Origin of the sequence: Sphingomonas aerolata, assembly GCF_003046295.1 — a bacterium.
GTDB classification, from domain to species: Bacteria; Pseudomonadota; Alphaproteobacteria; order Sphingomonadales; family Sphingomonadaceae; genus Sphingomonas; species Sphingomonas aerolata.
In genome coordinates this window covers 1-15,253 of sequence record NZ_PZZN01000003.1, presented here as the reverse complement: position 1 = coordinate 15,253, position 15,253 = coordinate 1, and the positions used below count along the sequence as shown (strand labels likewise).

Annotated in this window: 9 protein-coding genes and 1 tRNA gene; 9 read left to right on the top strand and 1 reads right to left on the bottom strand. The window is 68.6% G+C overall.

What is annotated here, in order from left to right; genetic code table 11:
- The first annotated feature begins 1 nt into the window (after position 1).
- The 9 genes from C8J24_RS12690 (at position 2) to C8J24_RS12650 (ending at position 14,035) form a co-directional block, all read left to right on the top strand.
- Positions 2 to 682: a zf-HC2 domain-containing protein gene (locus C8J24_RS12690; RefSeq protein WP_107932921.1), complete on the top strand. Its 681-nt coding sequence runs from the start codon at positions 2 to 4 to the stop codon at positions 680 to 682.
- Entirely contained in the window at positions 679 to 1,923 is a 1,245-nt protein-coding gene (locus tag C8J24_RS12685) for a S8 family peptidase (RefSeq protein WP_107932919.1), read from the top strand. Before C8J24_RS12690 ends, C8J24_RS12685 begins: the two co-directional genes overlap by 4 nt.
- Before the next feature lie 82 nt (positions 1,924 to 2,005).
- Positions 2,006 to 2,617, top strand: coding sequence for a TorF family putative porin (locus C8J24_RS12680; RefSeq protein ID WP_167396756.1), 612 nt, complete (start codon positions 2,006 to 2,008; stop codon positions 2,615 to 2,617).
- Between the two features lie 311 nt (positions 2,618 to 2,928).
- Positions 2,929 to 4,368 carry an efflux transporter outer membrane subunit gene (locus tag C8J24_RS12675; protein ID WP_167396755.1) on the top strand — a complete coding sequence of 480 codons (1,440 nt, stop codon included), beginning with the start codon at positions 2,929 to 2,931 and terminating at the stop codon, positions 4,366 to 4,368.
- 7 nt (positions 4,369 to 4,375) lie between these two features.
- The gene (locus C8J24_RS12670; RefSeq protein WP_107932913.1) at positions 4,376 to 5,524 is read left to right on the top strand and encodes an HlyD family secretion protein; all 1,149 of its coding nucleotides are present in this window, start codon (positions 4,376 to 4,378) and stop codon (positions 5,522 to 5,524) included.
- Complete coding sequence (locus C8J24_RS12665) at positions 5,521 to 8,127, top strand: cysteine peptidase family C39 domain-containing protein (protein WP_107932911.1); 2,607 nt, start codon at positions 5,521 to 5,523, stop codon at positions 8,125 to 8,127. The genes C8J24_RS12670 and C8J24_RS12665 overlap by 4 nt, the downstream gene beginning before the upstream one ends.
- Positions 8,124 to 10,235, top strand: a complete 2,112-nt coding sequence (locus tag C8J24_RS12660; protein ID WP_107932909.1) for an ATP-binding cassette domain-containing protein — start codon at positions 8,124 to 8,126, stop codon at positions 10,233 to 10,235. The genes C8J24_RS12665 and C8J24_RS12660 overlap by 4 nt, the downstream gene beginning before the upstream one ends.
- Before the next feature lie 398 nt (positions 10,236 to 10,633).
- A complete protein-coding gene (locus C8J24_RS12655; RefSeq protein ID WP_107932907.1) occupies positions 10,634 to 11,449 on the top strand; it encodes a universal stress protein in 816 nt (271 codons plus the stop codon).
- The gene (locus C8J24_RS12650; RefSeq protein ID WP_107932905.1) at positions 11,450 to 14,035 is read left to right on the top strand and encodes a cation-translocating P-type ATPase; all 2,586 of its coding nucleotides are present in this window, start codon (positions 11,450 to 11,452) and stop codon (positions 14,033 to 14,035) included.
- A gap of 1,018 nt (positions 14,036 to 15,053) precedes the next feature.
- On the opposite strand, the gene C8J24_RS12645 is transcribed toward C8J24_RS12650, so the two are convergent.
- Positions 15,054 to 15,130: transfer RNA gene (locus tag C8J24_RS12645), tRNA-Met, on the bottom strand.
- Between the last annotated feature and the right edge of the window lie 123 nt (positions 15,131 to 15,253).

Genomic DNA, 15,253 nt, shown 5'->3' with positions numbered 1-15,253 from the left:
GATGACCCAGATCCTTCCCTTCCCCACCGACCGGCATGCCGAGGTCCACCTGCTGCTGCCCTGGTACGTCACCGGGCAGCTGGATGCCGTGGAGAATGCGCTCGTCGCTGAGCATCTTGCCGAGTGCGGTGCGTGCCGCGCGGATCTGGTGCAGGAGCGGCATCTGGCGGATGCGGTCGCGCGGGATACGGGTGAAACCGGCGATAGCTGGGCGGCGATGGCGGCGCGGCTCGACGCGACGAGCAGCGTGTCGGTCGCGACGGCCGCGACGGCCGCGCCGCGACGCCGCACACGCGATCCGTTGCGTGCGGCACGTCGCGCCGTCATGCGCCCCCGGACGCTACGCTGGGTGGTCGCAGCGCAATTCGTCGCCATGCTCGCGCTCGGCGCGCAGACGCTGACGCAGCGATCCGATGGGCAGCCGGGCGCGTATCATGTGCTGGGCGACGCGGGTGCAACACGCAGCGGCAATGTGCTGGCGATGTTTCGGCCCGAGGCCAGCGAGGCGGCGTTCCGTCGGGCACTCCAGGCAAGCGGCGCGAGACTGGTCGACGGGCCGACCGCGTCCGGCGCCTATGTCCTCGCGGTACCGGGCGGCGCGGGCGGCGCGGCGCTTGCACGGCTGCGGCGCGACGCGGACGTGACGATGGCGGAACCGATCGAACAGGCGCCCGCGAAATGAACCGCGCGCTTCTAGTCATCGCGCTCGCGATTACGGCCACCCCGTCGATGGCGAGCGCGCAAAGCCCGGCAGGCGCGGCGGCCGCACCATCGGCGAGCCCCGATGTGATGGTGGATCGCCGCATCCTGGTGATGCTCAGGCTCGCCCCGGAGCACTATCGCCCGGGCAACGACTATGGCGGCGGCTACGGTGATCCGACGAGCGCACAGGCGCGACGCCGACTGGCGGCGCGGATCGCGCGCAAGGAAGGGCTGCGGCTGGAGACCGGCTGGCCGATGCCGATCCTTGGGATCGACTGCATGGTGATGATCGTCCCCGAAGGCCGATCACTCGAGGCAACCGCCGAGCGGATTTCGCACCTGTCAGGCGTCGCCTGGTCACAGCCGCTCCACCGCTACGCGACGCGGGGCCAGGCGCCGGCCTTTTACAATGATCGCCTGTTCCGTGCGCAGCCCGCGACGCGCGGCTGGCAGCTCGCGGCGCTCCACCGGATGGCGACCGGCAACGGCATCACGGTGGCGATCATCGACAGCGGGATCGATGCCGGCCACCCCGATCTTCGCGGGCAATTGATGATCAATCGCGATTTTGTCGCCGATGCCGCGACCGTGGGGGCGGAAACCCATGGGACCGGCGTCGCAGGGATCATCGGCGCGCGGGCGAACAACGCGGTCGGAATCGCGGGTATTGCGCCTGGTGCGCGCCTCATGGGGCTGCGCGCATGCTGGCAACGCGGCGGCACCGCAGGAACGATCTGCGACACGCTGAGCCTCGCCAAGGCGCTGACCTTCGCGATCGAGCGCAAGGCGCGCGTCGTCAATCTCAGCCTGACAGGGCCGTTCGATCAGCTGCTCGCCCGGCTCGTCCAGATCGGCATCGCGCGCGGCGTCGCGTTCGTCGCGGCGGTCGATCCGGAGACGGGCTCGGGCTTCCCGGCGGCGCTGCCCGGCGTCGTCGCGGTCGCGGACGATGGAGTGGCGGGAACGCGAACCGGGGTTTACATTGCCCCCGGGCGGGACGTGCCGACCACGGAGCCGGGCGGTCGATGGTATCTGGTCAGTGGAAATTCCTATGCGGCAGCACATGTCAGCGGGCTGATGGCGCTCATGCAGGAATTGCGCCCCGGCAAGACGGGCCAGGCTTTCGTGTCCGCGCGCAGCGGCGGTGGCGTCATTGATGCGTGCGACACGCTCGAACACCTGGCGCGGTCCGGCAGCGCGCGCTGTTCCGTGCCGAATTAGGCGGCGGCGCGCGCGCGGTCTGCACGGTCTTGCAATATGCTCGATCGGCCTCGGCCCCGTGCCTGCGATAGCGCAAACCGGGTTGGAGATTTCCGTCGCATCGGATGACCGCTTTCGCGGACAGACGGTCAGCGGCGACCGACCGATCGGCACCGCGACGCTGGCCTATGACGATGTCCGTGGGCTTTATGCCGGTATTTCGGCGACGGTCGTTGCGACGCGAGACAGCGGCGTCCGGCCGCACCGTTCGGTACAGTATGTCGGTTACGCCAGACGTCTCAACGGCGCGCTGACCTTCGATATCGGCATCACCAATCGGGTCTATAGCCGGTTCTTTACCGGCGACTATGCACGCCGTTTGACCGAAGCCTATGTCGGACTGATCGGGCGGCGCGTGCAGTCGCATCTCTACCTGACGCCCGATTATGACGGCCGCGGCGGCGAAGCGGCCTATGTCGACGTTAACGCGACGCTGGTCGAGCACGGCCCCTGGTCCCTGGCGGGCCATGGCGGGGTCCTGACGCCACCGCGCGATCCCGGCAGGCCGCGGTTCATCGAGCTCGACTGGCGACTGGGTGTCGCGCGCCGGTTCGATAGACTCGCCATCACCGTGCAATGGGCAGGCAATGGCCCAAACCATGACAGCGGACGCTGGCAGAGCGGCCTCATCCTTGGTGCGCGCCGCAGTTTCTGAAAAAGTTCCAATGGTTTGAACCGTTTTTCACGCGCGCGACACTAACGCATGTCACCGCCTGCAGCGGTGATGGGATGCGGTCGGAACAACCTTCGAGCGACGCAAGAACGCCCAATTTCGACAGGATCCGACCCACCGAAACCCGCCGCGGAGTCTAGCTGCGCGGCATGTCAGGAGAAGAAGCATGAAGATCCAGACCGATCTGCACGCCGGCAAACGCGGCGCCGATGATCCCGCCGGCCACATCCGTCGCGGTCGTGGTAGGGACGATCCCAAGCCGCACGCCTGAACCGCTGCGGTTGCGATCTCAGATGATCGTTTCCAGACGAGATGGCCGGACTTGTTCCGGCCATCTCCGCGTCCGGCACGCAATCCCCCTTCTCGTCGTCAGCGTGCTCGGCATCGCGGCGGCAGCTGACGCAACGGACGTGCCCCCGACCTATGCCGAGGCACAGCGCGTCGCGAGCCCGCTGCCCTGGCGCACGGACTGGTGGACGATCTTCGGCTCGCCAGAGCTCGACGCGCTCGTCGCGCGGGGCAATATCGATAACGCGGACATCGCGATCATCGCGGCGCGGCTTTCGATCGCACGGGCCGCCGTCCGCACGGCGTCCGCCGAACGGCTGCCGCGGGTTTCCGCGATCGCCGGCGTCACCGACCAGTCAGGCAATCTTGCCACCGCCAGCGGCGAAAACGGCCGTCTGTTTGAGCTTGGCCTCCGTGCGGCGTGGGAGCCCGACCTATTTGGCGGCCTTGGCAAGGCCGCGCGCGCAGCGCGGCTGGATGCGCGCGCCGCAGAGGCGACGTTGGCCGGTGCGCGGCTCGCGGTGCAGGCGGAGATTGCGCAGACCTATTTCGCGTTGCGCGCGCTCGATGGCGAGCGCGACATCCTGGCCAGCGCGATCGACCGGGCGGCGCGGGCGCTGGCGATCGTTGCGGCACAGGCCGCGCGCGGCAATGCCGCGGCGCGCGACGTCAATCGGCGACAGGTGGAACTTGCCATGCTGCGCGCCGACCTGCTCGCGCGCGACCGCGACCGCGCACTGACCCGGCATGCGCTGGCACTGCTGGTCGGTGCCGCAGCAATCCCCGACCGTCGCGCCGCACCGGAACTCCTCACGGTTCCCACGATCCCGGCCGGACTGCCGAGCGAAATGCTCCTGCGACGGCCGGACGTCGCGGCCGTCGCGGATGCGGTGGAGGCGGCGCGGTTGCGGCATCGGGCCGCGAAGACCGCATGGTTTCCGGGCTTTGCGCTCACGGGCAATGGTGGGCAGGCCTCGCCGACGCTCGGCGAGCTCCTGTCCCAGACCGCGCAGACGTTCGGCTTCAACCTGATCCTTTCGCTGCCGATCTTCGACGGCGGGCGTACCGCCGCGCGCGTCCGCAGGGCGGCGGCCGAGGAGGAGCTGGCCCAGGCGCAGCAGCGCGACACGATCCTGCGCGCGTTTCGCGACGTGGAGGACCAGCTCGCAGCCACGGGCCTGCTTGCGGCGGAGGACGCGGTGGCGCGCGAAGCGGCAGATGCGAGCCTTCGCGGCGAACAGCTGGCTGCCCGACGCCTCGGCCGCGGCTCGATCAGCCTGCTCGAGTCGCTCGACACGGCACGCGCGGATCTTGGCGCGCAAACCCGGCTGGTCCGGCTTCATCATGCGCGCGCGATCGCCACCGTCGGCCTTGTTCGCGCGCTCGGCGGTGGATGGCGGACGACGTCTTCGCCGCCATCCCCCCTCGCTCCGGCGGGGCAGTGATCGCGGCATGGCCACACCATTTGCCCGGACGCATAACGCGCTGGCTCGCGAGACGCCGCGCCTCGCACTGCTCGCGCTTGCCGTCGCAGCAGCCCTGCTCGCGGTCTGGCTGCTGTGGTTCACGCTGGCGTCGGTGACGCTGTACGAGGTGTCGACCAGTGCGCGGCTCGAGGTCGGTACGGTCCCGCGAGCCGTGTCGCCCGCGCAATCGGGGCGGATGATCGCGACGCGGCTCTCGATCGGCCGCCGCGTGACGGCCGGGGACGTGCTGGTCTCGCTCGATGCCGAACCCCAGCGGCTCCGGCTCGCCGAGGCGGAGCGGCGAATGCTCGACTATCCGCGACGTCTGGCGTCGCTCGACCGTGAGATGGCGCTGCTTGGGGATGCCGACAGCGCGGATCGATCGAGCGCGGCGGCGGCAACGCGTGCGGCGCGCGCGCGCGCGACCGAGGCCGATGCGGCTTCGCGTCTTGCCGCGGATATCGCGCGACGCCACGTCGAGGATAGCGAGGCGGGTGGCGTGTCGCAGGCCGACGCCATCCGCGCCCGCGCCGATGCGCGCCGTGCCGCTGCTGTGCGCGATGCGCTCGCCGAGGACGCACGCCGCATCGCAACCGAGGCACAGTCCCGCGGCGGTCGGAACAGTGCGCGCCGCGAGGAACTCGAACGCATGCGCCTCGCCCTGGCCGACGACCAGGCGTCGACCACGGCGCTGGCCACGCAGTTGCGTATCGACATTGCCGGTCGCGTGGTTCGCGCGCCGGTGTCGGGGATCGTCGCGGATGTCCAGGCGGTCGCTCCAGGCGCGATCGTCGTAGCAGGTCAGCGGCTCGCGACGATCCTCCCGGCCGGCGACCTGATCGTTGTCGCGGCGTTCGATCCGGCAAACGGACTGGGCCGGATCCGTCCGGGTCAGCGCGCGACGCTTCGCCTCGCGGGGTATCCCTGGACCGAATATGGCGTCGTGCCGGCACGGGTCGAGCGTGTCGCCGGCGAGCTGCGCGACGGCCGGATGCGGGTCGAGCTGTCCGCGGCACGCGGCGCCATCCGCGGCGTCGCGCTGGCGCACGGACTTGCGGGGTCGGTCGAGGTCGCGGTCGAGCATGTCTCGCCCGCGCGGTTGCTGATGCGGACCGCAGGCGGGGCGCTGCGATGAGCGGTCCGCGGCGATGGCTCGCCCCCGAAGTCGTCCAGACATCGAGCATGGATTGCGGCCCGGCGGCACTCAAGTGCCTGCTCGAGGGGCATGGTATCCCTGTCAGCTACGGGCGGCTGCGCGAGGCGTGCCAGACCAGCGTCGACGGCACGTCGATCGACGCGATCGAAGCCGTCGCCAACCATCTCGGCCTGGCGGCGGAGCAGGTGCTGGTTCCCGCCGACCATGTGATGCTCCCCAGCACAACGCTGCCCGCGATCGTCGTGGTTCGCCATGCCGATGAGGCGACGCATTTCGTCGTGCTGTGGCGGCGCGTTCGCGGCTGGGTGCAGGTGATGGACCCGGCGATCGGACGGCGCTGGCTGCGCGAGGCGACGTTCCGCGCCGCGATCTACCGGCATGGCACGCGCGTCCCCGCGGCGGCCTGGCACGGATGGGCACGCTCGGCGGAGGCAGCGACGGCGTGGCGCGAACGCCTTGCCGCGATCGGCGTCGCGGGCGGAACGGCGGATCGGCTGCTCGCTACCGTCACCGCTGCGGACTGGCAGCACGCCGCCGCGATCGATGCAGCGATACGGCTGGTGACGGCGCTGGTCGACGCGCGCGCGCTGCCGCCCGGATCGGACGCCGCGCGACTGATCGCGGCGCTCGCCGATCGCGCTGCGGCCGATCCGTTCACGGCGATCCCCGAAACCTATTGGAGCGCGGTCCCCGCCGGGGACGACGCGGTGGTGCGCGGGGCGGTGCTGGTGACCATTGCCGGCAGGCATACCGCCGCCGCGCCCGCCGCCGATCTACCGCCCGAACTCGCTGCCGCGCTCGCCGAGCCGCCCGCCACGCCGCTCCGGACGCTCGTCGCGATGCTGCGGGCCGACGGCTTGGTCGCGCCGGTAGCGCTGATGTTCGCCACGGCGCTCGCGGCGGGCGCGCTGATGCTCGAGGCGCTGCTGTTCCGCGGACTGATCGACGTCGCGCAGCGGCTGCCGATGGGGCTGGACCGGCTGACCGCGGGAGTCGCGCTGCTCGTGTTCATCGCGGTGCTGCTCACGATCGAACTGGCGACGGGATCGGCGGCGCTGCGGATGGGACGGGCGCTGGAAGTGCGGCTGCGGATAGCGCTGCTCGCAAAGCTGCCGCGGCTGGCCGATCGCTATTTCCAAAGCCGCCCGATCAGCGACATGGCGGACCGGAGCCACAATATCCACGGGATCCGCAGTGTTCCTGGCATCGGTCTGCGCTTCGTCGAGACCGTGTTCGAACTCGCCCTGACCGCGCTCGCGATTGCGCTGATCGCCCCGGACAGCGGCCTTGCCGCAGCTGGCGTCGCGCTGCTGACGATCGCGATGCCGCTCGTGATCCAGCCGGTGCTCAACGAACGCGACCTGCGCGTCCGCAATCACGCAGGCGCGCTCCATGGCTTCTATCTCGACGCGATCCTCGGCCTCGCGCCGATCCGCGCGCACGGCGCGCAGCGCGCGGTGGCGCGCCAGCACGAGGGACTGCTGGTCGAATGGGCGCATGCGATGCGCAGGCTCGCGCGCACCGCAGTAACGGCGGACGGCGCACAGGCTTTGATCGGCACCATGGCGGCGGCGGCGCTGGTCGCGAGCCATCTGTCGCGCGGGCGCGGTGTCGGCGGTGCGGACCTGTTGCTGGTGTTCTGGGCGCTGAAGCTTCCGGGCCTGGGATCGCGGCTTGCCGGGCTCGCGCAAAGCTACCCGGGCCAGCGCAACGTCCTGCTCCGCCTTGTCGAGCCGCTCGATGCCCGGGAAGAGCGGATCGCCGGCCCAGCACCGACCGCCGAAGGTCCCGCCGCGATCGCGTTCGACGCGGTCGATATCGTCGCGGGCGGGCATCCGATCCTGACCAAGCTCAGCGTCCGCATCGCGCCAGGCGAGCATGTCGCGATCGTCGGCACGTCGGGGGCGGGCAAGTCGACGCTGCTGGGCGTCCTGCTCGGCTGGCATCTGCCCGCGGCAGGAACGGTCACCGTCGATGGGGCACCGCTCTGCGCGGTGGCGTTGCGCGCGACGACGGCCTGGGTCGATCCGGCGATCCAGCTGTGGAACCGCTCGCTGCTCGACAACCTGCTCTACGCCGCGACCGACGACGCGATCGGTCAGGTCGGGCCCGTGATGGCGGCGGCGCGGCTGCGCGGGATCGCGCGCGCGCTGCCCGAAGGACTGCAGACGATGCTCGGCGAAGGCGGCGGACTGTTGTCGGGCGGCGAGGGACAGCGCGTCCGGTTCGGGCGGGCGCTGATGGTCGCCGATCCCAGGCTGGTGCTGCTCGACGAGCCATTTCGCGGGCTCGATCGTGGTCAGCGCGAGACGCTGCTCGCCGAAGCACGCGTGTGGTGGGCCGAGACGACGCTGCTGTGCGTCACCCATGATCTCGCGGAAACGCAGGCGTTCGATCGGGTCCTCGTGATCGAGGACGGGCGGCTGATCGAGGACGGCGCGCCGGCGGTGTTGGCCGCGGCCCCGTCGCGCTACCGCGACCTGCTCGACGCGGAAACCGCGGTGCAGGATGCGCTGCGCAAGGGCACGGCGTTGCGGCAACTGACAATGGTCGATGGCCTGGTCGTGGAGCGCGCACGATGACCGATCTCGCCCCCAATTGGTGGCCGCTTGCCCGGCTCGGCGAAGCGATCGAGGCGCTGGCGCTGGATGCCGGGCTGATCCGCGACCCGCCGACCGATCCGCTGGTCGTCCCCGCCGCCTTCGCGCTCGAGGACGTGCCAAGGTGGACAGAATGGGCGGCGGCGCGGCTGGGAGTGGAGGTGGTCGACGTCGAGACACCGGCCTCCGCGATCGACGCTGTGCTGGCAAGCGGCGGGCCCGCGATCCTGCTGGATGACACGGCGGAAGGCCCGGGTTTCTTCGCGCTCGCGGGCCGGCGACGCGGCGGCGTGCTGCTGCTCGATCGGCAGGCGCACCGTCGCCGCGTACCGATCGCTGCGCTGCGCGATCGCCTCGTCGAGCCGGTCGCGGCAGAACACCGCGCGGCGGTCGATGAACTGCTCGATCGCGCGATGATCCAGCCACGCCGTCGTCCGCGCGCCGCGGCCGCGCTGCTCCACGAACGGCTGCGCGCCGAACGGATCGGCGGGATCAGCCTGCTCCGCGCGCCGGCCTCGGCATCGGTCTGGCGGCAGATGCGGCTGGACGGCGGCCTGCGCACGCTCGCGCTGATCGTTGCGGCGTTCGTCGCACTCTACGTGCTGGAGATCGCAGGGTGGCGGGTGATCGGTGAAGGCGTTCTGGCGGGCAAGGTCGATTCCGGCTGGCTGCTCGGCTGGGTGGTGATCCTGCTCACCGCCGTCGTTGCGCAGACCGCGAGCGCGTGGTGCGAGGCGAGCCTCGCGGTCGACCTCGGACGGATCATGAAGGCGCGGCTGCTCGCCGGCGCGCTCGCGTTGCGACCCGACGCGATCAAGCGCAGCGGTGTCGGCCAGATGATCGGTCGCGTGATCGAGGCGCAGGCGCTCGAAGCGCTCACCTTCAACGGTGGTATCGGGGTGCTGCTCGCGGGGATCGAACTCGTCTTCACTGCATGGGTCCTCGCCCATGGCGCAGCGCCGACCGCGCATCTGACCCTGCTGGTCGGCTGGGTCGTGCTGACCGGGTTGCTTGGCTGGCGGTATTTCGTGCGGATGCGACGGTGGTCGGGGGAGCGTCTGGACATGACCAACGCGCTTATCGAGGCGATGGTCGGACATCGGACCCGGTTGGCGCAGGACCGCGCTGCGCGCCGGGACGCGCAGGACGACGCGGTGGTGCAGCGCTATCTCACGACGTCGGCGGCGATGGATGGCGCGAGTATCATCGGCGTCACCGCGTTGCCATCGATCTGGCTGTTCGCGGGCATCGCTGCCCTCGTCCCGGCCTTCGCGGGACAGCCGGTGCCGTCGCCCGTGACGCTGGCGATAAGTCTGGGCGGGCTGCTTCTCGGCCAGCGCGCTTTTGGCGGGATCGCTGGCGGTTCGGCTGGGCTCGCGCGCGCTGCGATCGCCTGGTCGCGGGTGCGCGATCTTTTTGCCGCGGCGCGCGGCGGGGCGGTCACCGTGACCCGGCGAACCGACGGGATTGCGGACGAGGACCGGCCGGTGATCGAGGCCGAGGGGCTTATGTTTCGCTATCCCGGTGCCGATCGCCGGGTCGTCGATCGCGCGAACCTGACGATCAGGCACGGTGAGAAGATCCTGCTCGACGGCGCATCGGGCGGCGGAAAGTCCACGCTGGCAGCATTGCTGACCGGACTGGAGACGCCGACATCGGGGCTGCTGCTGCTCGACGGGCTCGACAAGGCGACGCGGGGCGACGCTTGGCACCGTCTGGCCGCCGCCGCGCCGCAGTTTCACGACAACCATATCCTGTCGGGATCGCTCGCCTTCAACCTGCTGATGGCGCGCAGCTGGCCGCCCACGTCCGCCGATCTCGCCGATGCGACGGAACTATGCGAGGAGCTTGGTCTGGGGGATCTGCTGTCGCGGATGCCGGGCGGGATCGAGCAACAGGTGGGCGAGACCGGCTGGCAGTTGTCGCATGGCGAGCGGAGCCGCATCTTCCTCGCGCGTGCGTTGCTGCAGCGCGCATCGCTCACGATTCTCGACGAGAGCTTCGCGTCGTTGGATCCGCAGCGTCTTGGTCAATGCCTGGCGGCGGCGATCGACCGGTCGCAGGCCCTGGTCGTCATCACGCATCGATGATCGCGCATATTCGACTATGCCAGCGTCGCGCTCAGCGTGTCGATTGGAGCCTCCGGGTATCGTCAGATCTCGGACAGAATCCTGCGGAAGCCAGACTTTTACAAGCCGCTTGGGAGTGACCCGTCTGTGGTTCTAGGCACCTGGTGCCTTAGATGCCTTTCGAAAAATTGGTATCCAGGTCGTTGGTACGCATATCGGTCAATGCTCGCTTACTTCGTCCGGTAGACTGGCCAACACGCTCCGACTGCTCTTTTCCCATGAGAGCGACCCCTACGCCGAAGCGCGGGAGGCGTGACTGGCCGAGACGATCGCAACGCGTCGCGGCTTGCCTCTGCGTAAACTACGTAAATCTAGCCCATGATTCGTGACCTAAGCTGGCCCGATCTAGCGAGGTGGCCATGATCAAGACAATTCTCGCAATCGTGGAGGGCCCCGTCCGCGGTGGCAGCTTTATCGACGCGGTCCTTGGCTTAGCCGACCACCGGCAGGCGCATATGATCTTCGATGTCCTGACCGCGGCACCCATGCTGTCGCCTAATCTTGCCCCGTTCGGCACGGTGTACACATTGTCCAGCGAACTTCGGCAATTGGTCCGCGACCATGCCAGCAGCCTGCGCTCGCTCCTGCCGCCCGACAGCCAGGCGGAGATCGTGTCGCAATGCGACGATGTCGGGTGGATCCCGGGCGACGTCCGCGCCAGCGCGCCTCTCGCGGATCTCGTCATGATCGGTCCGCACGAGTCCTGGTCGATCGATTGGCTCCGCCGCCGGACAATCGAGACCGTATTGATGGCCTCGGGCACGCCCTTGTTGCTGCTGCCGCCGGGCCGCTCGATCCGCAACGTCGGTCACGCCGTGCTCGGCTGGAAGCCCGGGCCGACTGCGATGCGCGCCTTGCAGAATCTCGTCCGGCTCGCCGCGCCCGGTGCGCGGATCGATGTCGTTGCGATTAAACACGGTCTGGCCGATCAGCCGGAAACCGCGCTCGAACCGGTCGTCGCGCTGTTGCACCGCCACGGTTTCGGCGTTGAGGGGCATGCGCTCGAACGGAGCGGGAAAGCGCAGGACCGGCTGACCAGCTTCGCGCTCGATCGCGGTGCCGACCTTCTCCTTATCGGCGGCTTTGCGCATTCACGGATGCGCGAGATCGTGCTCGGCGGCGTCACGCGCAGTCTGATCGACGATCCGCGTTTGCCCGTTCTCATGGCGCACTGAATGCCCGGCACGGCCACGCTGTGCGTCGACGCCGATCGCAGCGGACTGTCCAGCGCGGTCGCGGCCGAACGGCTTTTACGCGACGGCCCCAACGAATTGCCGCGCGCCGACCGGCGCTCGGTGTTGCGCCTCGCGCTGGACGTGCTGCGCGAGCCGATGCTGGCGCTGCTACTCGCCGGCGGTGTCGCCTATATGCTGCTCGGCGATCTTACCGAAGCGCTGATCCTGCTCGCCTTCGCGACGTTTTCGATCGTTGTGACGGTGGTCCAGGAAAGCCGCACCGAGCATGTGCTCGATGCGCTACGCGATCTCTCCGCACCGCGTGCGCAGGTCGTCCGCGATGGTGCGCGGCAGCACATCGCCGCGCGCGAGGTGGTGTGTGGCGATATCCTCGTGCTCGAACAGGGGGACCGGATCGCCGCCGATGCGCTGCTGTTCGACGCCGACGATTGCCAGACCGACGAGTCGCTCCTCACCGGCGAGTCGCTGCCCGTGGGCAAGCTCGCGGCCGCGGATGCCGCCATCGCGGAGCCCCGCCGCCCCGGTGGCGAAGGCCAGCCCTTCGTCTATTCGGGCTCGCTCGTCACGCGCGGCAATGGGCTTGCACGCGTTCTCGCGATCGGGCCACGCACCGAGGTGGGACGGATCGGCCAGTCGCTGGCGAGGCTGGAGACCGAGGCACCGCGTTTGCGCCGCGAGACGACCCGGATCGTGACCTGGTGCGGGATCGGCGGCGGCGCGGTCGCGCTACTGGTCGTTTTGTTGTTCGGGCTGCTGCGCGGCGGCTGGATCGAGGCGCTGCTGGCCGGGATCGCGATCGGCATGGCGATGTTGCCGGAGGAGTTTCCCGTCGTCCTGACGGTGTTTCTGGCGATGGGAGCGTGGCGGATCGGCAAGGTCGGCGTGTTCACCCGCCGCGCGGCCGCGATCGAGACGCTGGGATCGGCCACGATCCTGTGCACCGACAAGACGGGCACGCTGACTGAAAACCGCATGTCGGTCGGCGAGCTTTGGTTGCCCTCTTCCGCGACGCTCGTGCTCGCGGGGAATAGGCCGGTGACGCCTGGCTATCACGCGCTGCTCGCCACCGCCGCGCGCGCCAGTGCGATTGCTCCGAGCGACCCGATGGAAATCGCGCTGCACGACGCGTGGTCCGCGGTCGTGGCGCGGTCGCCATCCACCGGGACGCTCGTCCACACCTATGCGCTGCGTCCCGAATTGCTGGCGATGTCGAACGTGTGGGACGACGGCGACGCGCTGCGCATCGCGGCCAAGGGCGCGCCCGAGGCGATCGCCAGCCTGTGCGCGCTTGCCCCGGATCAACATGCAGCGATGACCGCCGCGGTCGACGCCATGGCGGTGCGCGGCATTCGCGTCCTCGCCGTCGCGAGCGCGGCACCGCCGGATCGCGACTGGGCGCAAACGCAGCACGGCTATCGCTATCAACTGGTCGGGCTGGTCGGACTGGCCGATCCGATCCGCGCCAGTGTTCCGGGTGCAGTCGCCGAGTGTCGTCGCGCAGGAATTCGTGTCGTGATGATCACCGGCGATTATGCCGCGACCGCGCGCTCGATCGCACGGCAGGCGGGGATCGCCGAGGGCGAGGTCCTGACCGGCGCGGACCTCACGACGCTCGACGATGCCCAGCTCGCGGCACAGCTGCCATCTGTGACGGTGTTCGCGCGGATAATGCCCGAGCAGAAGCTGCGCATCGTCGACGCGTTCAGGGCCGCGGGCGAGATCGTCGCGATGACGGGTGACGGCGTCAACGACGCGCCCTCGCTCAAGGCCGCGCATATCGGTGTGGCGATGGGCAAGCGCGGGACGGACGTCGCGCGCGAAGCCGCCGCGATCATACTGATCGATGACGACTTCGGCGCGATCGTCCAATCTGTGCGGCTGGGCCGACGGATCTACGACAATATCCGCAAGGCGATGGCGTTCATCTTTGCGGTGCACGTGCCGATCGCCGGGCTTGCGCTGCTGCCGCTGTTCTTCGGCATGCCGATCCTGTTCGGGCCGATCCATATCGCCCTGCTCGAAATGGTGATCGATCCGGTCTGCACCCTCGTGTTCGAAGCCGAGCGGGACGAGGAAGACGTCATGCGCCGCCCGCCACGCGCGCCGTCCGAGGCGCTGTTCTCCATGCCTATGATTGTCTGGAGTGTGTTCCAGGGCGGGCTTGCCTTCGTCATGCTGGCGGCAGTGTTTCTAATCGAGCAAGCGGCCGGGATGCCGGAGCGCGAGCTTCGCGCGTTAATCTTCTTTGCGCTGATCGCCGAAATCCTCGCGCTGATCCTGGTGAACCGGTCGTTCAGCGCGTCGATGCGCGATGCGCTGGTCCGCCACAATGCAGCGCTCCGCTATGTCGTCGCAGCGATTGTCTGCGTAACCGGTCTGATCCTGTTTCTGCCCCGTGCGCAGATTCTGCTGAAGTTCGGCTTGATCGCCTGGAGCGATATGACGCTGGCGCTCGGCATGGGCATCGGACTGCTCGCCATACTCGAAGCGTGCAAGCCGCTGATCCGCAAGGCGACGCCGCGTAGGCGGAGCGATCCGGGCAGTCGAGCCCTTGTCGTGCAATGATCGACGCTTTTTCAGGCACAAGCCCCCGCCGGCCTGCCCGTTTACCTTTGCTCTGCTGGGCAGACGAACCATCGGGTTTTCTGGTCGATCGCTTTGCTTAGTGGCGCGCCTCTAAGCTGCAATCGCTAGGAGTTTCTGGAGTCGCCCATGCTTGGCTGCTCCGGCCGGCGGTCAAACGCCGTGCACGCAGTTGTGACCACGGGGCGTTTGGATGCGATCAGATGTAGCGATGGGAGGCAGGATTGTGGGATGACGGCAGCAGATCATTCGCGTCTGCGCTAAACGAGAATGCCGGATGCCGTTGTTTTCCTTTCTATTGACGATACTCATGAGGACGTGGTGATCGGGGCGATGAACGATTGTGCGAGGTTGGGTGGCGGCGAAGGACGTGCGACTGTCCGGGTCTGGGTCGTTCTCGCCGTGCATATTCTGGCGTCACAGCTGCGAGAAGAACGCGGCTCAGTTGGCGGCACCGAAGGCTGTTGGTCGACAGATAGCGAAGTGTTTGATCGAAGGAACAGACGAAGATCGAGCGGCATAGATACGTAACTCTGTGGCGAGGTTGGAGCCGTGTTGACGGGTCGGTTCCCGGTTGGGGAGGATCCGTCCTAGCCGCCCTCTCCGCTGCAAGATCTCGCACTGGAGCCTGCACGCCTGCCGGTACGCGAACTCGCGCGCTAGCATAATGCGGAGCGCAGGCAGTCGCGACCAGCGCGCGGCCGCGACCGTGAAGGCGCTGGTGGCAGCGGTGGCGGCAAGCGGTATCGACATCGTCTATGCCGATACCTTTATCGCGAGAGTGTCGAACAGCTTACCGCAGTGTTCCCGGATGATGCGCTGAAGGCACAGGCGTTCGAGCGCATCCGTTCGCTGATCGACACCGTGGTGTTGAAACCGGAAAGCGGCGATCTCGCGATCCATCTTCGCGGCGAGTTTGCGTCAATGCCAGAGCTGAGCGCTGGAGCGGAAACGCAAAAAGCCTCCGCGGGGGTTTCCGAGGAGGCGTTGCAAATCAAGTTGGTTGCGGGGACAGGATTTGAACCTGTGACCTTCAGGTTATGAGCCTGACGAGCTACCGGGCTGCTCCACCCCGCGACGGTCCTGTTAGGGACGTAAGGGTAGATGAGATTGTGAATGGGTTTTGATATCGTGTGATGCATGTCGCACGGGCTTCAATGCCTGGCGACGACCTACTCTTCCATCGCTTGAGCGATAGTA